This is a genomic window from Nocardioides sp. AX2bis, assembly GCF_902506435.1.
Lineage (GTDB): Bacteria > Actinomycetota > Actinomycetes > Propionibacteriales > Nocardioidaceae > Nocardioides.
The window spans coordinates 219,403-236,642 of the sequence record NZ_LR733215.1; the positions used below are offsets into that span (position 1 = coordinate 219,403).

The 17,240-nt window shown below is 74.6% G+C and carries 15 protein-coding genes; 5 read left to right on the top strand and 10 right to left on the bottom strand.

All coding sequences use genetic code 11. The features are described from left to right. Window positions 1–85: 85 nt before the first annotated feature. Window positions 86–1,699, top strand: coding sequence for a M4 family metallopeptidase (locus tag GV155_RS01090; protein WP_160004470.1), 1,614 nt, complete (start codon window positions 86–88; stop codon window positions 1,697–1,699). Window positions 1,700–1,708: 9 nt separating this feature from the next. Here GV155_RS01090 and GV155_RS01095 read toward each other — a convergent pair whose 3' ends face one another. Both GV155_RS01095 and GV155_RS01100 read right to left on the bottom strand, forming a co-directional pair. Next, on the bottom strand, window positions 1,709–2,680 hold the full coding sequence (locus GV155_RS01095; protein ID WP_160004472.1) for an SGNH/GDSL hydrolase family protein: 972 nt from the start codon (window positions 2,678–2,680) through the stop codon (window positions 1,709–1,711). 9 nt (window positions 2,681–2,689) lie between these two features. Then, a complete protein-coding gene (locus GV155_RS01100; RefSeq protein WP_236553805.1) occupies window positions 2,690–3,841 on the bottom strand; it encodes a PucR family transcriptional regulator in 1,152 nt (383 codons plus the stop codon). A gap of 123 nt (window positions 3,842–3,964) precedes the next feature. On the opposite strand from GV155_RS01100, the gene GV155_RS01105 reads away from it, so the two are divergent. Both GV155_RS01105 and GV155_RS01110 read left to right on the top strand, forming a co-directional pair. Further along, window positions 3,965–5,128, top strand: coding sequence for a ferredoxin reductase (locus tag GV155_RS01105; RefSeq protein ID WP_160004476.1), 1,164 nt, complete (start codon window positions 3,965–3,967; stop codon window positions 5,126–5,128). A gap of 61 nt (window positions 5,129–5,189) precedes the next feature. Then, window positions 5,190–6,431: a fatty acid desaturase family protein gene (locus tag GV155_RS01110; RefSeq protein WP_160004478.1), complete on the top strand. Its 1,242-nt coding sequence runs from the start codon at window positions 5,190–5,192 to the stop codon at window positions 6,429–6,431. Between the two features lie 86 nt (window positions 6,432–6,517). Here the strand turns inward: GV155_RS01110 and GV155_RS01115 are convergent, their stop codons facing one another. The 8 genes from GV155_RS01115 to GV155_RS01150 all read right to left on the bottom strand — a co-directional run bounded on the left by GV155_RS01115 (window position 6,518) and on the right by GV155_RS01150 (window position 14,503). After that, the gene (locus tag GV155_RS01115) at window positions 6,518–7,300 is read right to left on the bottom strand and encodes a peptidase E (protein ID WP_160004480.1); all 783 of its coding nucleotides are present in this window, start codon (window positions 7,298–7,300) and stop codon (window positions 6,518–6,520) included. 86 nt (window positions 7,301–7,386) lie between these two features. After that, a complete protein-coding gene (locus tag GV155_RS01120; protein WP_160004482.1) occupies window positions 7,387–8,124 on the bottom strand; it encodes a DUF2470 domain-containing protein in 738 nt (245 codons plus the stop codon). Between the two features lie 69 nt (window positions 8,125–8,193). Beyond that, entirely contained in the window at window positions 8,194–8,559 is a 366-nt protein-coding gene (gene mnhG / locus GV155_RS01125; protein ID WP_160004484.1) for a monovalent cation/H(+) antiporter subunit G, read from the bottom strand. Further along, window positions 8,556–8,930 (bottom strand): monovalent cation/H+ antiporter complex subunit F, encoded by a 375-nt coding sequence (locus GV155_RS01130; protein ID WP_201300010.1) that lies wholly within the window; start codon window positions 8,928–8,930, stop codon window positions 8,556–8,558. The genes mnhG and GV155_RS01130 overlap by 4 nt, the downstream gene beginning before the upstream one ends. Next, window positions 8,927–9,436, bottom strand: coding sequence for a Na+/H+ antiporter subunit E (locus tag GV155_RS01135; protein ID WP_160004486.1), 510 nt, complete (start codon window positions 9,434–9,436; stop codon window positions 8,927–8,929). The genes GV155_RS01130 and GV155_RS01135 overlap by 4 nt, the downstream gene beginning before the upstream one ends. Beyond that, a complete protein-coding gene (locus GV155_RS01140; RefSeq protein WP_236553806.1) occupies window positions 9,433–11,121 on the bottom strand; it encodes a Na+/H+ antiporter subunit D in 1,689 nt (562 codons plus the stop codon). The genes GV155_RS01135 and GV155_RS01140 overlap by 4 nt, the downstream gene beginning before the upstream one ends. After that, window positions 11,118–11,564, bottom strand: coding sequence for a Na(+)/H(+) antiporter subunit C (locus GV155_RS01145; RefSeq protein ID WP_160004488.1), 447 nt, complete (start codon window positions 11,562–11,564; stop codon window positions 11,118–11,120). Before GV155_RS01145 ends, GV155_RS01140 begins: the two co-directional genes overlap by 4 nt. After that, window positions 11,561–14,503: a Na+/H+ antiporter subunit A gene (locus tag GV155_RS01150; RefSeq protein WP_160004490.1), complete on the bottom strand. Its 2,943-nt coding sequence runs from the start codon at window positions 14,501–14,503 to the stop codon at window positions 11,561–11,563. Before GV155_RS01150 ends, GV155_RS01145 begins: the two co-directional genes overlap by 4 nt. A 134-nt stretch (window positions 14,504–14,637) precedes the next feature. On the opposite strand from GV155_RS01150, the gene GV155_RS01155 reads away from it, so the two are divergent. Continuing rightward, window positions 14,638–15,444 (top strand): crotonase/enoyl-CoA hydratase family protein, encoded by an 807-nt coding sequence (locus GV155_RS01155; protein ID WP_160004492.1) that lies wholly within the window; start codon window positions 14,638–14,640, stop codon window positions 15,442–15,444. Then, the gene (locus GV155_RS01165) at window positions 15,441–17,093 is read left to right on the top strand and encodes a hypothetical protein (protein ID WP_201300011.1); all 1,653 of its coding nucleotides are present in this window, start codon (window positions 15,441–15,443) and stop codon (window positions 17,091–17,093) included. The genes GV155_RS01155 and GV155_RS01165 overlap by 4 nt, the downstream gene beginning before the upstream one ends. The last annotated feature ends 147 nt before the right edge of the window (window positions 17,094–17,240 follow it).

Sequence of the window (17,240 nt, forward strand, 5' to 3'; positions counted from 1 at the left end):
CTGTGGAAGACCCTCGCGGCCGTCGGCCGTGTGGTCCTAGGTTGAGCGGGCGCCGCCGCTCAGGTGGCCCACCCCGGGAGGCACCGTGCACCGTCCATCCCTCGTCGCCGTCGCGCTGCTGTGCGTCTCCGGCGCCGCCACCGCCCTCGCCGCTCCCGGGCAGGCCGCGCCCGCCACGCCTGCGGCGGGCGCTGCCCGGGCCGCCGCAGCGGCCCCCGACGGTGGCGCCCGTGCCGTCGCCGCCCGGGACGACGCCCGCCGCGCCGCGCGCGACCTGGCCGGGCTCGGGGCGCGGGACGCGCTGGTGGCCACCGACACCGTGCTCGAGCCGCAGGGCCGCAGCCACGTCCGGTTCCAGCGGACCTACGCCGGGCTGGAGGTCGTCGGCGGGGACGTCGTGCTGCACCAGGGCGGCGCCGACGGAGACTCGCTGACCGGCCCGACCACCCGCGTGCGGGTGGCGACGCGGCCGACCGTCGCGGCGGCGAGCGCGACCCGTACGGCCCGCGCGCAGCTCGACCTGCAGGACGAGTCCGCGCGCCGCGACCTCGTCGTGCTGGCCGTCGGCGACCCGCCCCGCCTGGCCTGGCGGGTCGAGGTGCGCGGCGCCCGGGCCGACGGATCGCCGGCAGGTGAGCTCGTCTTCGTCGCGGCCCGCGGGTCCGACGGCTCCGGTGGGGTCCTCGACCGGTGGCCCTCGGTGCTCGCCGAGACCGGGACGGGGCAGGGCCGCTACGTGGGCACGGTCCCCGTCGAGGCCACCCGGGGCTCGCAGGGCGTCTTCTCCATGGTCGACCCGACGCGGGGCGCCAGCCGCACCTACGACGTCTCCCTGGGCCGTCGCGGCGTCTACCCGGTCGTGACCGACGCCGACAACACCTGGGGCGACGGCACACTGGCGGACCCGCAGACCACCGCCGTCGACGCCCACCAGGGCGCCGCGACCACCTGGGACTTCTACGAGGACCGCTTCGGTCGGATTGGGATCGGCGACGACGGGGTCGGGGCGAGCTCGCTGGTCCACGCCGGCCGGTTCGCCAACGCCTTCTGGGACGACTACTGCTTCTGCATGACCTACGGCGACGGCGGCGGTGGTCTCGGCCCGCTGACCTCCTACGACATCGTCGGCCACGAGATGACGCACGGCGTGACCAGCGCCAGTGCCGGCCTGGTCTACCGCGGCGAGTCCGGCGGCCTCAACGAGGCCACCAGCGACATCCTCGGCACGATGGTGGAGTTCTCGGCCGGCAGCGCCACCGACCCGGGCGACTACGTGCTGGGCAGCGAGGTGTTCAAGAAGTACGACCCGGCAACGCGCTACATCCGCCGGATGGACGACCCGCGGGCGGACGGCCGCAGCCTGTCCTGCTACTCGCCGCGGGCGGCGTCGGTCGACGTCCACTACTCCTCCGGCCCGGCCAACCACTTCTTCTACCTGCTGGCCGAGGGCAGCGGCGCGAAGGAGATCAACGGGATCGCCTACGACAGCCCGACCTGCAACGGCGCCGCGGTGAGCGGGATCGGTCGTGAGGAGGCGACGGCGATCTGGTACCGCGCGCTGACGATCTACATGACCCCGCGCACCGACTACCGCGCCGCGCGCGGCGCCACCTCCCAGGCCGCCCGCGACCTGTACGGCGCCGGGTCGGTCGAGGTCGCCACCGTCCGGGCGGCGTGGGCCGCGGTCCGGGTGCCCTGACCTGGTCGGTCAGCCGACCAGGTCCGCGACGGCCGCGGCCACGGCCTCCTGCTCGACGGCGAAGGGGTGGAAGGCCAGGGCCCGCTCCGGGTCGGTCTGGATGCCGTTGACCCAGGGGTCCTCGGAGCACACGTCGCGACCCTTGCTCATCCCGAGCACGTCGATCGTGTCGGCGTCGGCGGCCTCCGCTCCGGCGACCACCGCGCGGGACAGCTCGGCGTTGACCTCCCGCACGTAGGCGTAGTCGCCGGCGGCGAGCGCCCCGGCCTCGCAGCTGCCCTCGGCGGGCAGCAGCTGGGGGTAGTCGACGACCACGATCTGGGCCTTCGGCGCGCGCTGGCGGATCCCGGTCACGATCGCCTCGACCAGCCCGTCGACGCGGCGCACCGCGGGGAGCAGGTCGTCCGGACCGCCCTCCAGCTTCTCGGTGCAGGGGGCGCCGTCGGGGTCGTCGGCGGCCAGGGGCAGGCAGTCCTGGAACAGCGTGGAGAACAGCTCGACGTCGTTGCCGCCGATGCCGAGCGTGACCAGGTCGGTGTCGCGGCCGAGCGCGTCGAACTGGGCCGGCTGCGCGCCCGACTGGGTCTGCTGCACCCCGACCATCGACGTGGTGGTCGCGCCGACGCAGCTGACGTCGGTGAGCTCGTAGCCCAGCTCGGCGGCGAGCAGGTGCGGGTAGTTGCCGTCCGAGCGGAGGCAGCCGTCCGAGGTGTCGGTCGAGGGCACCAGGGGGGCGGCGGTGTAGGAGTCGCCGAGCGCGACGTACTGCTCGCCGTTGGAGGGCGCAGGCTCCGCGGTGTCGCTCGGCTCCTCGGTGGGGGCCGACGAGGAGGACGAGGAGGGGGAGGGTGTCGGGTCGGCCGCGTCGCTGCGTTCCTGGCCGCCGCCGGAGCAGGCGCCCAGGAGCAGGGTCGCGGACGCGAGCCCGGCCACGAGCCCGGGCAGGGAGGAGCGTCCTGCCGGACGGGGGAGCTTCGGCATGGCGACAACCTACGGGAGCGCTCCCAGGGCGATCACCAGGCGCAGCACGGTGGCGGGGTCCTCGAGGTCGTCGGCGTAGAGCTCGCGCAGCTGCTGCATGCGGTAGCGGACGGTCTGGGGGTGCACGAAGAGATCGGCGGCCACGTCCTCGCGGCGGCCCTGGTGCAGCAGCCAGGAGCGCAGCGTCGCGGTCAGCTTCTCCGCGGCGGCCGGCTTCAGGTCCGCCAGCGGAGCCAGCGCCCGGGCGCGCAGGTCGGCGAGCGCCTCGGGGTCGGCGGTGAGCACCAGCTGCTCGAGGTGCTCCTCGGTGTCGCCGCCCAGCCCCAGCGCGTGCGCCCGGCGGGCGCGGTCGACCGAGCGGTGCGCGTCGGTCCAGGGGCGGGCGGGGCCGGCGACGACGCCGCGGTCGTCCACGCGGCCCAGGGTGGTGGACCGGGCCGAGCCGTGGCAGTCGGGCACGAGCAGCACCGCGGCGTCGTCGAGGCCGGCGACGTCGGTCACCGACAGGGTGCCGGGGGGCAGGGCGGCGAGCACCGGGCGTACCTGGGCCGAGGGCACCACCAGCGCGGTCAGCGTGCTCGGCGGCGTCCAGCCGGCGTCCTCGGCGGCCGCGGTGACCGTCTCGGCCGGGGCTCCGTCGAGCAGGTGGCGCGCCAGTCGCTCCCGCAACCGCTCCCGCGCCCGGCCGGCGCTGGCCAGCTCGTCGTCGTGCCCGGCGACGCTGCTGGCCGACAGCTCGTCGATGTAGGCGAAGACCAGCTCGGCGAAGGAGGCCGTCTGCGCCGCGTCGAGCCCGCTGGCCACGGCCACGCCGGACATCTCGCGCCAGGAGACCCGCGCCCCGATCCGGTACGCCGAGAGCAGCGCCGCGGTGCTCCGCCCGCTGCGGGCCTCCCCACGGCCCAGCGCGTAGGCCCCCTCGACCGCCGGTGCGGTCGGGGTGCGGGGGTCGCTGCCGCGCCGACCCGAGGCCAGCGAGAGGAACCCGCCGAGCGCCATCTGCACCGCCGTACGGATCGTGCTGCCCATCCGGCCCCCGAGGTCGTCCTCGTAGCCGGGGATCTCGGCGATGATGGCCGCGACGACGTCGTCGGCCACCCGCGGCAGGTGCGCCCGGATCGCCGCGGCGGACTCCTCGGGCAGCAGCAGGCCCCGGCTCACCAGCTCTCGTGGACCACCTGACGCCATGCGTACCCCTCTTTTCGTCTCGACCGAACAAAGAGTACCGCTCGAATCACGTCTTGAGCACAGGAGTTTGTGCCGCCGGTCGAGCAGACTAGGTGCATGAGCTCCTTTTCCTCCCTGCGCATCGGCCCGTCCTCGGGACGCGGCCGCAGCACGGCCGGCCTCCGGGCCGCCGTGGGCTCGCGCGTGCGCCGTGTGGCCGAGGCCGCGGTGACGCCGCTGGAGCTCGACGACGTGCTCGACGTGTTCAGCCCGCTGCGCGCCGGTGGCCCGTTGCGCGGCCGGATCGTGGCCGTGCACCCCGAGACCCGCGACGCCGCGACGATCGAGATCAAGCCCGGCGCCGACTGGGCCGGGCACGTGCCCGGCCAGTACGTCCGGATCGGCATCGACGTCGACGGGGTGCGCCACTGGCGCGCCTACTCGCTGACCCACGGCCCCCGCGCCGACGGCCACGTCTCGATCACCGTCAAGGCGGTGCCGGACGGCCACGTCAGCTCCCACCTCGTCCACGGCGCCCGCCCGGGCACCCTGGTCCACCTCGAGCAGGCCGCCGGCGAGTTCGTGCTCCCGCCGGAGTCGCGCAAGCTGCTCTTCGTCACCGCCGGCTCCGGCATCACCCCGGTGATCGGGATGCTCCGCAACCTGTTCCCGTCCACCGACGAGGGCGTGCTGCTGCCCTCGCGGGGCGCCGACCGCGACATCGTGGTCGTCCACGTCGCCCCCAGCCAGCCCGACTCGATCTTCCACGACGACCTGGTCGCCCTGGACGCGGCCGGCGCGATCCGTCTCGTCACCCGCTACGACGACGAGCACGGCGTGCTCGACGTCGGCTCGATCGGCGACCTCGTGCCCGACCTGGCCGAGCGCCGCACGTTCGCCTGCGGCCCCTCGGGCCTGCTCGACGCCCTCGACGCCCACCACGAGGAGCACGGGCTCGAGCTCTTCGTCGAGCAGTTCCGCACCTCGCGGGTCGAGCCGGGCGAGGGTGGCACCGTCACCTTCTCCACCTCGGCCACCGACGTCGAGATCGACGGCGCCACGCCGATCCTGGACGCCGCCGAGGCGGCCGGCCTGCTGATGCCCAGCGGCTGCCGGATGGGCATCTGCATGGGCTGCGTGCTGCCGATGCGCGAGGGCTCGGTGCGCGACCTGCGCAACGGGGCCATCACCACCGCGGTCCCCGGCGAGACCGACCCGCGCGGCGTGCTCGTGCAGACCTGCGTCAACGCCCCCGCCGGCGCCTGCTCGATCGACCACTGAGCACCACCCGCACCACCACCGACCTGACCCACCCGACCACCGTCACACCACGGAGGCACCCATGACCGTCATGACCAAGAAGCCCGAGAACCCCACCGCGCACCTCACCGAGGCCGACGTCGAGCAGATCGGCGTCGAGCTCGACGCGATCCGCCAGAGCATCATCGACGACCGCGGCGCGGCCGACGCGGCGTACATCCGTCGCATGGTCGACGTGCAGCGCAAGCTCGAGCTCGGCAGCCGCGCGGTGCTCCTGGCCAGCGCCTTCCCCCCGGCCTGGGTCGCGGGGACGATCGGCCTGAGCATCGCCAAGATCCTCGAGAACATGGAGATCGGGCACAACGTCATGCACGGCCAGTGGGACTGGATGCGCGACCCGAAGATCCACTCGAGCACCTGGGAGTGGGACAACGCCTCCACGGCCGAGGGCTGGAAGCACTCGCACAACGAGGTCCACCACACGTACACGAACATCGTGGGCAAGGACAACGACCTCGGCTACGGCATCATGCGCGTCGACGAGGACCAGCGCTGGATCCCGATGTACCTCGCGCAGCCGCTGTGGAACGCGATCAACGCCTGCTTCTTCGAGTACGGCATCGCGGCCTACGACCTCGAGCTGGGCAAGAACCTGTCCATCCCGAAGGAGAAGCGCAGCGACGAGTTCAAGCGCCGCGCCCGCAACACGATCACCAAGATCCGCAAGCAGGCCACCAAGGACTACGTCGTCAACCCGGCGCTCGCGCTGCCGTTCGGCGGGTTCCTCCCGGCCCTGGCCGCGAACTTCACCGCCAACGTGGTGCGCAACGTCTGGTCCCACTCGGTGATCATGTGCGGCCACTTCCCCGAGGGCGTCGAGACCTTCGAGCGCAAGGCGATCCCCGAGAACGAGACCCGCGGCCAGTGGTACGTCCGCCAGATGCTCGGCTCGGCCAACATCTCCGGCTCCAAGGCGATGCACCTGATGACCGGGAACCTGTCGCACCAGATCGAGCACCACCTGTTCCCCGACCTGCCGTCGAACCGGTACGCCGAGATCGCCCCCCAGGTGAAGGCGCTCTTCGACAAGTACGAGCTGCGCTACCACGAGGCCCCGCTGCCCCAGCAGGTCGGCAGCGCCTGGCACAAGGTCGTCCGGCTGTCGCTGCCCAACGGCTTCATGACCACCACGACGCCGAAGAACCTGCCCAGCCAGATGAAGCTGCTCTACGGCATGGCCACCGGCGGCCCCAAGGTCCGCCGCGCCGCCCAGGCCCGCCTCGAGCAGCAGGCCCGCCGGATCAAGGCCGCCAAGGCCGCCTGACCGGTCCGCCCCCTCCGGGGCACCCGCGCAACGTCATACGGCGCGCACCGCAGCCGCGGTGCGCGCCGTACGACGTCCTGGGCGTCTCAGCCGAGGAACCGCACGTCCAGCGGGCTCTCCGCGACGTCGGCGAGGTCGGCCGCGTCGTCCACGTCCAGCGCGCCGCCGGCCAGGTGCACCCGGAACGCCCGGCCGTCGGGCCGCTCGCTGACCGCCTCGACCAGCGCGCCGTCGCGGAACAGCAGCCCCACCCCGTCCTCGGCGGCGAAGCCGCTGGGCAGGGCGCGGCTCCCGACCATGTCGAGGTACGCCGGGCGTCGGTCCGGCTCGCCGTCGTAGTGCGGGCACGCCGAGCCCGGCAGGAACCCCAGCCCGTCGTCGAGCGCGCTGAGCGGGCCGTGCGAGTCGGTGACCGAGGAGTCGAACCAGCAGTTCATCCCGGCGCTGACGCCGGCCAGCACGACCCCGTCGGCCAGGGCCGCGGCCATCGCGGCGTCCAGGCCGTGCAGGCGCCACAGCGCGAGCAGGTTGAGCGTGCTGCCGCCGCCCACGAACACCGCGTCCTGGTCCAGCAGCGTCCCGGCGAGGTCCGAGCCGTCGCGCCAGAACAGCGACACCACGGTCGTCTCGGCGCGGTCGCCGAAGGCGGCCTCGAACCTCGAGGTGTACGCCTCCGCGTCACCGCTGGCCGTCCCGACGAACGCCACCCGCGGCCGGTCGCCGTGGCCGCGCTGCTCGGCGCGGGGCCGGGCGAGGTCCAGCAGCAGGTCGTCGAGGAGCGGGCTCCCACCCACCGAGAAGCCGCCACCCCCGAGCGCGAGGATGGTGCCGGCCGGTCGTGACGGGCGGCCCGAGTCAGCGGTCGTCATGTCGCGATGGTGTCACCCCGGCCGCCCGCGTGTCCGCAAGCGTCACCTCGAGGCGCCGCGAGCGTCATCTCGGCTGTCCGCGAGGGTCATCTCGGCGGGGGGAGGCGGGCCTCGACCAGCTCCTGGAGCGCGAGCCTGGCGTCGCAGCCGCACCGGACCTCGCGGCCCAGCGGCAGGTGCAGGTCCTCGACGCGGCGGGGCGGGACGTGGTGGACGCGCAGCGTGATCCCGCCGCGGTCCACCAGGACCGGGCGGACGACGGCCGCAGGGTCGAGGTCCGGCCGTACGCTGCGGGCCAGTGCCGCGGCCAGGTCGGGGTGGTCGCGGTCGAGGTGCGCGGTCCACCCGGCCTCCCAGCCGGCCAGGGGGTCCGGAGCCGCGGCGGTGTAGTCGGCGGCGTCCACGCCCTGCCAGCCCTCCTGCTCCGGCCCGACCCGCCAGTCGATCGCGACCCGCTGCGGCACCAGCCGCAGGACCGGCCGCCCCGGGCCGGCGCCCAGGTGGGTCGCCACCCCGGCGGGCAGGGGGTCGGTGGCGCGCGTGAGCGGTCCGGTGAGCCGGACCCGACCACGGACCCGGTCGGGCTCCGGGACGCCGGCGACGTCGGTGAGGGTCGCCGTCAGCACCGGCCCGGGGAACCGGCCCGCGAGGGCCAGCGGCGAGCCCGGCTCGCCGGACCCGGTGGGCGGAGCGCAGATGAGCAGCGAGCCGTCGGCGTCGGCGAGGTGCCGCTCGACCGGGACGGTCATCGAGAGCACCCCGACCTCGAGCCCGGTGGCGGTGACCACGACGGCGCGGGCACGCTCGGCGTACGACGGTGACATGGGACCTCCCCCGGTCGATCGGCAACGACTTAGGTAAGCCTAACCTCAATCCACCCGGGTCGCCAGGGGTCAGGGCGCCCCGCGGGGCTCCTCGGCGTCGCGCTGCTCGGAGAGCTCGTCGACCTCGAGCAGGTCGGTGCGCACCCTCCCGCCGCGGACCGCGGCGCGCCCGATCATGTGGCTGGCGACCGGAGCCGTGACCAGCTGGAACAGCACCACCAGGCCGAGCAGCGCCACGACGGACGGGTCGCGCAGCCGCAGCCCGACGCCCACGGTGATCAGGATCAGCCCGAGCACCTGCGGCTTGGCCGCCGAGTGCATCCGGGTCAGCACGTCGGGGAAGCGCAGCAGGCCGACGGCCGCGACCAGGCTGAACAGCGCGCCGAGGACGAACAGCACCCCGGCGATCCCGTCGGCCACGCCCGCCCAGCTCACAGCAGCCCCCCACCGGTCGGGCGGCCGAGCGTGCCGTCGTCCGCGGGGTCCGCGGGGTCCGACGAGGCCGGCTCGTCGGCGGACGGGTCCTCGTCGAGGCGCGGCTCGTCGACGTCGTCGCTGCCGGGGAAGAACCGGGCGATGGAGACCGAGCCGACGAAGCCGAGCAGGGTGAGGACGAGCAGGATCGGTACGGCGTCGGCGTCGCGGTCCGCGGCCACGTCGAGCGCGATCCCGGCCAGCAGGACCGCGGCCAGGACGTCGAAGGAGATCGCGCGGTCCAGCATGGTCGGACCCAGCGTCATCCGCAGGACGACCAGCACCGCGGCGATCGCGAGGATCGCCCCGGCGAGGAGGATGGCGATGGTCACGAGGCCGGCTCCTTCCGGGCGAAGGCCCGCAGGACCCGCTGCTCCTGGGCGAGGGCAGTGGCGCGGGAGTGCTCGACGGCGGCCGGGTCGGGGGCGTCGAGGACGTGCAGGAAGAGGGTGTGGGTCGAGCGCCGGGCCTCGATCACGACGGCACCCGGGACCAGGGAGATCAGCTCGGCCACCACGGTCAGCACCAGGTCCGAGGAGGTGGCCAGGTCGACCTGGACGATCGCGCTGCGGGGGTGGCCGGGACGCAGCGTGGTCACCGAGACGCGCACGCTGGCCACCACCACGTCGGCCAGGAACCGCCCGAGCAGCACGAGCAGGGGCCACGGTCGGACGACGCCGTCGGCGCGCAGCCGCGGCAGCGGGAAGACCAGGCAGACGGCGACGCCGACCAGGGCCCCGGACAGCAGGATCTTGGGGCTCACGCTGCCCCACAGCGCGCACCAGACCAGGGCCAGCCAGAGCACCACGGGCCACTGCAGCAGGCGGAGACGGCTCATCGGGCCTCCTCCCCGAGCACGGCGGAGAGGTACGGCTGGCGGTCCGCGAGGTCGGCCGCGGCCCGGTCGGTGTAGCCGTAGAACGGGCCGCCGACCACGCTCAGGGCCAGGCTCACCGCGACCAGGGCCGCGGCCGGGGCGGTCATCAGCAGCGGCAGCCGGCGGGGCAGCGCGTCCTCGAGCAGCAGCTGGTGCAGGTCGCGGTCCGGGTCGTCGTCCGCGCGCAGGGCCCGCGCGGCCTCGAGGTCGCGGGGCCCGAAGGTGACCGGGCCCATGTGCACGTGGTCGCCGTGCCTCTCGGCCGCGGTGCCGCTGTCGGGGTCGATCATCGAGGTCGTCATGTCGTGGGCCTGCTCCGGGCTGCGCCAGAAGGCGAGCGCCCACGTCTTGGCCACGGCGTACAGCGTGAGCAGGCTGGTCACGACGCCGGCGGCCACCAGCACGAGCGCCAGCGCGGAGCCGTCGGCCAGGCCGGCCTGCAGCAGCCCGGTCTTGCCGAGGAAGCCCGACATCGGCGGGATGCCGGCGAGGTTCATCGCGGGGATGAAGAAGAGCACCGCGATCAGGGGTGAGAGCCGCGCCAGCCCGCCCAGGCGCAGCAGCGAGGTGCTGCCCGCCCGGGTCTCGATGAGTCCCACCACCAGGAACAGCGCGGTCTGGATGGTGATGTGGTGGGCGACGTAGAAGATCGCGCCGGAGAGTCCCGCGGTGGTGGCCAGGGCGATCCCGAAGATCATGTAGCCGATGTGGCTGACCAGGGTGAAGGACAGCATCCGCTTGATGTCGGACTGCGCGATCGCACCCAGCGCCCCGATCACCATCGTCAGCAGCGCGGCGACCAGCAGCAGCACCGTCAGGTCGCTGTCGGGGAAGATCAGCGTCTGCATCCGGAGGATCGCGTAGACGCCGACCTTGGTGAGCAGGCCGGCGAAGACGGCGGTGACCGGCGCCGGGGCGGTCGGGTAGCTGTCGGGCAGCCAGAGCGACAGCGGGAAGACGGCGGCCTTGATCGAGAAGGTGACCAGCAGCAGCAGCTGCAGGACCAGCGAGACGCCGTCGGGCAGCTCGCCGACGCGCAGGGCGACCTGGGCCATGTTGAGGGTGCCGACCGCGGAGTAGACCGCGGCGATCGAGACCAGGAACAGCATGGAGCTGACCAGGTTGACCACGACGTAGATCGTGCCGGCGCGGACCCGCGCCGTGGTCCCGCCCAGGGTCAGCAGCACGTAGCTGGCGAAGAGCAGCATCTCGAAGCTGACGAACAGGTTGAACAGGTCACCGGAGAGGAAGGCGTTGGAGACGCCGGCCACGAGCACCAGGAAGGTGGGGTGGTAGATCGAGACGGGTGCCTCGCGGTCGTCGTCGGTGATCCCCTGGCCGATGGAGTAGACGAGGACGGCCAGGGTGACGACGGAGGAGACCAGCAGCATCAGCGCCGCCAGCCGGTCGGCGACCAGCGAGATGCCCAGCGTCGAGGACCAGCCGCCGAGGGTGAGCACCTGGGGTCCCTCGCGGTCCACGACGACCAGCAGGGTCGCCGCGATCGCCACCACCGCGGCCAGCACGGAGGTGCTGACCCACCGCTGCAGGGTGGGGCGCCCCGAGAGCATCAGTGCGGCACCGGCCCCGAGCAGCGAGAGCAGCACGGGCAGGGGCAGCAGGGCGGTCACGCCGAGCCCGGTCATCCGCGGTCCTCCTCGGGTCGGGCGGAGGCATGGTCGCCCTGCTGGTCGCGGTCGTCGAGGTCGTAGCCCTGCGAGGTCTCGTCGGCGTCGGCGAGCCGGCGGATGGAGGCGTCCTCGACGTCGTCCTGGACCTCGTCGTGGCCGTGGAGCTGCCAGCTGCGGTGCGCCATCGCCAGCAGGAAGGCGGTGGTGCCCAGGGTGATCACGATCGCGGTCAGCACGAGGGCCTGGGGCAGCGGGTCGGCCATGTCGGCGGTGGGGGCGCTGCCGTAGATCGGCGGCTCCCCGGGCTCGCCGGCCGAGACCATGAAGCCGAGGTTGACGCCGTTGCTGAGCAGGACCAGGCCCACCAGCACCCGGGTGAGGCTCCGTTCGAGCATCAGGAAGACACCGGTGCCGACCAGGACGCCGCAGGTCGCGACGAGGACGAGGCTGACGTTCATCGCGGCGCCGCCCCCTCGCGCCGGCCGGCCTCGGCCTGGCGGTCGATGCTCTCCCCGCGGTCGCGGGCCTGCTCCTCGCGCAGGATGTGACGGTCCAGGCGCGAGCCGAAGGTCCGCAGCACGTCCAGGGTCAGCCCGACGACGACCAGGAAGACGCCGATGTCGAAGCCGACCGAGCTCACCAGGTGGATCTCGCCGAGGAGTGGCGGGTAGAGGTAGACGTCGTAGGTGCGCTGGGCCTCGCCGCTGACCACCAGCGGGCCGAGGCTGGCCAGGGCGGCCACGAACAGGCCCGTCCCGATCAGCACCCCGGCGTCGACGGGGGCGGCCTCGTCGAGCTCGTACCGGCCGCCGGCGAGGTAGCGGACCATCAGGGCCAGGCCGGCCACCATCCCGGCCGCGAACCCGCCGCCCGGCAGGTTGTGCCCGGCCAGCAGCAGGTAGATCGCGAAGACCATGACGGTGTGGAAGACCAGGCGCGTGATGACCTCGAAGACGATCGAGCGGCGCTCCGGGCTGAGCGTGCGGGGCCCCGGCAGCCAGGCGCGGCGCCCGCCCTGCGACGAGAGCTTCGTGACGTCGCGCGGGTAGGGGATGTCACGCACCCGACGGATGCCGGAGGTGCGGCTGTCGATGAAGATCAGGCTGGCCACGCCCGTCGCCGCGGCGACGAGGACCGCGATCTCGCCCATCGTGTCCCAGGCCCGGATGTCGACCAGGGTGATGTTGACGACGTTCTTGCCGTAGCCGAAGTCGTACGCCGCGTCGGCGAACGCCTCCGAGATGGGGCGCGCGGTACGGGCGTTGGCCGAGACCAGCAGGAACCCGGAGACGGCCGTGCCGACGGCGACGCCGAGGGCCGCACGCCACCATCGCCGCACGCTCAGCGGGCGGTCGCTGAAGAACGGGGGCAGCCGGCGCAGCACCAGCACGAAGACGACCAGGCTGACGGTCTCGACCAGCACCTGCGTCAGCGCCACGTCGGGCGCGCCGTGCAGCAGGAAGATCAGGCCCGCGCCGTACCCGGTGACCCCGGCGAGCGCGACGGCGCGCAGCCGGCGCCGCGACCGCGCGGCGGCGACGGCGGCCAGCACCGTGACCAGCGCGACGGCGCCCTGGGCGGGGGAGTCCCACAGCCGCACGCCCAGCGGACCGCCCTCCGTCCCGCCGGTGAGCACCGCGACCGTGGCCGCGCCGGGCAGCGCCAGGACCACCAGCAGGATCACCGCGAGGTACGTCGGCACCGAGCCCCGCTGGAAGAGCCCGGTGGCCTCGACCGAGAAGCGGTCCACCCGGCGCAGGACCACGCGGTACGCCGCGTCGGCGGTGAAGCGGGTGCCGACCCGGGCGGCGATCCGGCAGTACTGGTGCTGCAGCCGGAACAGCAGCAGGCCGAGCAGCAGGGCGACCGCGGAGAGCGCGAGCGGCAGCTCGAGGCCGTGCCACAGGGCGAGGTACTCCTCCTCCTCGCCGGTCGGGAGCTGGTCGGCGTACCCGTCGAGGACGTCGGTCAGCACGCCGCCGGCGAAGCCGAGCACGACGGTGAGCCCGGCCAGGACCACCGGGGCGAGGGCGAAGGGGGCCGGCACCGGGGTGACCTCGGTGGCGGCGACACCGGTCTTGGCGGCGAAGGCACCCCACCAGAAGCGCAGCGTGTAGGCCGCCGTCAGCGCCGAGCCGAGGACCAGCCCGACCAGGACGGCCCACCCGGCGGCCGGGGGCAGGTCGCCGCGGGTGCCGTCGGTGACCTCGAGGAGCGCGGCCCACACGGTCTCCTTGCCGACGAAGCCGAGCAGCGGCGGGACGCCGGCCATGGACGCGCCCGCGACGGCGGCGGCGACCGCGACCGCCGGCATCCGGCGCCCGACCCCGGACAGCTCGCGCAGGTCGCGGGTGCCGGTCTGGTGGTCGACGATGCCGACGACGAGGAACAGCGTGGCCTTGAAGAGCGCGTGGGCCAGCAGCATCGCCAGGCCGGCGAGGGCCGCCGTCCGCGTGCCGATCCCGACCAGCACCATCAGGAAGCCCAGCTGGCTGACCGTGCCGTAGGCCAGCAGCAGCTTCAGGTCGAGCTGGCGCAGCGCGCGGGCCCCGCCCAGCAGCATCGTGGCCGTGCCGAGCCCGAGCACCACGGGGTGCCAGCCGGGCGTGCCCGCGAACGCGGGGGCCAGCAGGGCGACCAGGTAGACGCCGGCCTTGACCATGGACGCGGCGTGGAGGTAGGCGCTGACCGGGGTCGGCGCGGCCATCGCCGCCGGGAGCCAGAAGTGGAAGGGCACCTGCGCGGACTTGGTCAGCGCGCCGAGCAGGACCAGCAGCAGCGCCACCGTGGTCGCGGTGCCGGCGGGCGGGTCGGCCAGGATCTCGCTGATCCGGAAGGTCCCGGCCTGCTGGCCCAGGACCAGCATCCCGACCAGCATCGCCAGGCCGCCGAGCGTGGTCACCAGCAGCGCCTGCATCGCGGCCAGGCGCCCGGGCCGGTCGGTGGGCTTGAAGCCGATCAGCAGGTAGGAGAAGACCGTGGTCAGCTCCCAGAAGACGTAGAGCAGGAGCAGGTCGTCGGCCAGGACCAGGCCGAGCATGGTGCCGACGAACGCGGTGAAGGCCAGCCCGAAGCCGGCCAGCGACGCGGGCGGTGTCTCCGCGAAGTACCACGCGCAGTACGCCATCACCAGCACGCCGACGCCGGCGACGACGAGCACCATCACCCACTGGAGCAGGCCCATCCGCAGCGCGAGGTCGAGCCCGAGGGCCGGCACCCACTCCGTCACCGACACGGCAGCGCCACCGTCGGTGACGGTCCCGGCCCAGGTCAGCGCCCAGACGAAGGTCGCCGCCGGCACCAGGGCGAGCACCAGGAACGCCCAGCGGCCCACGCGGTGGACCAGCGCGGGCGCGACGCACGCCGCCAGGGCGTGGGCGAGGACGACGGTGAGCACTCTCGGCCTCTCGACAGCAGGGGAGGTCAGGGGGAAGCGAGCCTGGCCCGCGGCTCCAGACTAGTCGAGCGGGGGTCGCCGCCCGGACGAGCCGACCGCTCCCGGACCGTGCCCGGTCGCCCTAGGCTGCCTCCATGTCGAGCCCCGCTGCCCACGTCTCCTGCGCGGTCGAGGACGGCGTCGCCCACGTCCGGCTCGCCCGGCCGGACAAGCTCAACGCCCTGACCCTGCCGATCCTCGACGACCTCGTCGCCACCGCCCGGCGGCTGCGCCGCGACCGGCACCTGCGCGCCGTGGTCCTCTCCGGCGAGGGCGACGCCTTCTGCGCCGGCCTCGACTTCGGCTCGGTGATGCGGCACCCGGTCGGCGTCGCCCGCGCCTTCGTCCCACGGCCGTGGCGCGGCACCAACACCTTCCAGGAGGCCTGCTGGGCCTGGCGCCGGCTGCCGGTCCCGGTCGTCGCCGCGGTGCACGGCCACTGCCTCGGTGGCGGCCTGCAGATCGCGCTGGCTGCGGACTTCCGCATCGCGACGCCCGACTCGTCGTGGTCGGTGCTGGAGGGCAAGTGGGGGATCGTGCCCGACATGAGCGGCATCGCCAGCCTCTCCCAGCTGGTCGGCATCGACGTCGCCAAGCGGCTGACGATGACCGCGGAGGTGGTCAGCGGCAAGCAGGCCCACGACCTCGGGCTGGTCAGCGAGCTGGACAGCGACCCCGTCGCCGCGGCCCACGAGCTCGCCGCCCGTCTCGTGCAGCGCTCGCCGGACCAGCTCGCGGCCACCAAGCGCCTGTTCGACGCGACCTGGTCGGCCAGCCCGCGGCGTACCTTCGCCCGGGAGCGCGTCGAGCAGGCGTTCCTGCTGGGGGCGCGCAACACGAAGGTCGCCCGGGAGGCCGCGCTGGCGAAGGTCGCCCCGGTCTTCGGCCCGCGCGGGCGGTGAGGCTCCCCGGGACCTCCGGGGCCTCCGGGGCATCCGGGACCTCCGGGGCCGGGGTCGCCGGGATCGGGCGGGTCCTCGCGGTCGGTGCCGCGCTGGTGGCCTGGCTGCTGCTCCTCCGGGTGCTCGGCCCCGCCGCCCTGCTCCTCGGGGTCCTCCTGCTGGTGCTGCCCCGCGTCGGTGCGCGCGTGCGCGGCTGGCTGCGTCCGGCTTCCTGGGGCTGGTGGAAGGTCGCCTTGGGCGTCGCGGTCGTCGTCGGCACGCTCGGCGCGGTCCTCGTCCTCGCGCCCGCCGGTCGGCTGCCGCTGCCGCCGTCGACCGGCACCTGGGTGACGCCGTCGTTCCTCGGCCGGGCCGCGGTGGCCGACCCGCTGCCCGCGGTCGCGCCGGGCCCGCCGGGCCCGCTGGGGGACTCCCCGGAGGTGGGCGGGGCGTGGTTCGGCGGCGCCGACTGCGGGGACCTGACCGCCCTGCCCACGGGCCTGCTCGTCGCGGTCTGCGCCGAGGGCGGCGAGGACGACGAGCCCGGCGGCGGGGACCGCGTGCTGCGGGTCCTCGACCCGGTCACCCTGCGGCCGCTGGTCTCCCGGGACCTGCCACCGGCGCCGCCGGGCGCGCCGGCCCGGTGCGGGCGGGCGCTCGCGGTCGTGGGGGAGCAGGTGGTCGTGGGGACCGCGGCCGGCGCGCTCGACGTGCTGGCGACCACCGACGCCGCAGGCGAGCCCGACCTCACTCTCGCCGCCTCGACCGACCTGCGCGGGGAGCTGGCCGAGGGGGAGTGCCTGGTCGCCGTGGCCCCCGACGCGACCGGGCTGTGGTGGGCCGGGTCCGCCGGCCGGGTCGGCGTCGTCGACCCCTCGGACGGCGTCGCGTCGTTGCGGCTGCCCGGGACGGTGGCCAACCCGGTGACCGCCGTCGACGGCACCGCCTACGTGGTCACCACGCAGGTGCTCGCCGCCGTCGGGCGCGACCCGGCCGGTCGGCTCGAGGTGCGCTGGCGGTCGGTCTACGACGCGGGGACCGGTGTCCGCACCGGCCAGGTCAGCCAGGGCGGCGGCACCGCCGCGGTGCTGCTCGACGGCACGGAGGAGTCGGGGCCCCTGCTCGCCATGACCGACAACGCCGACCCGCGGGTGCAGCTGCGCCTGGTGCGGGCCGGGGACGGCTCGCTGGTCTGCCAGACCGCGCTCTTCGAGGACGACGCCAGCGCCGTGGAGGCCGACCCGGTGCCGGTCGACGGCGCCGGGGTGGTCGTGGCCAACGCCGCCGGCTGGACCGGCCCGCGCAGCACGCTGCTGGGCCGCGCCCCCGCGGGCGGCCTGGTCCGGGTCGACCTCGTCGACGGGGAGTGCCGCACGACCTGGACCTCCGACGTGGCGTCGCCCTCGGTGCGACCGGCCGTCTCCCCGGTCACCGGCCTGGTGCACGCCTGGGCCGTCCGTCCGAGCTGGTGGGGCGTCGACGCGTGGTACCTCACCGGCCTCGACGCCCGGACCGGCGACCTCCGCTTCGCCGCCCGTGCCGGCACCGGCCCGGCCTACGCCGGCCGCCGCGGCGGCGTGCTGCTCGGTGCCGACGCCGCTGCCACGGTCGCCACCGCGGGCGGGCTGGTGCGCGTGGTCGACCGGTTCCCGACGCTGGCGGAGGACTGACCGGGTGACGTCCTGCAGGTGATAGTCCCTGACGAGATCGTCCTCCGCGACGCCGGATCAGGACGATCTCGTCAGGGACTACCCCGTGCTGCCGCTGGCGACGCCGACCACCAGCAGCGGACTCGAGCGCGCCGGGGGACCATCGGC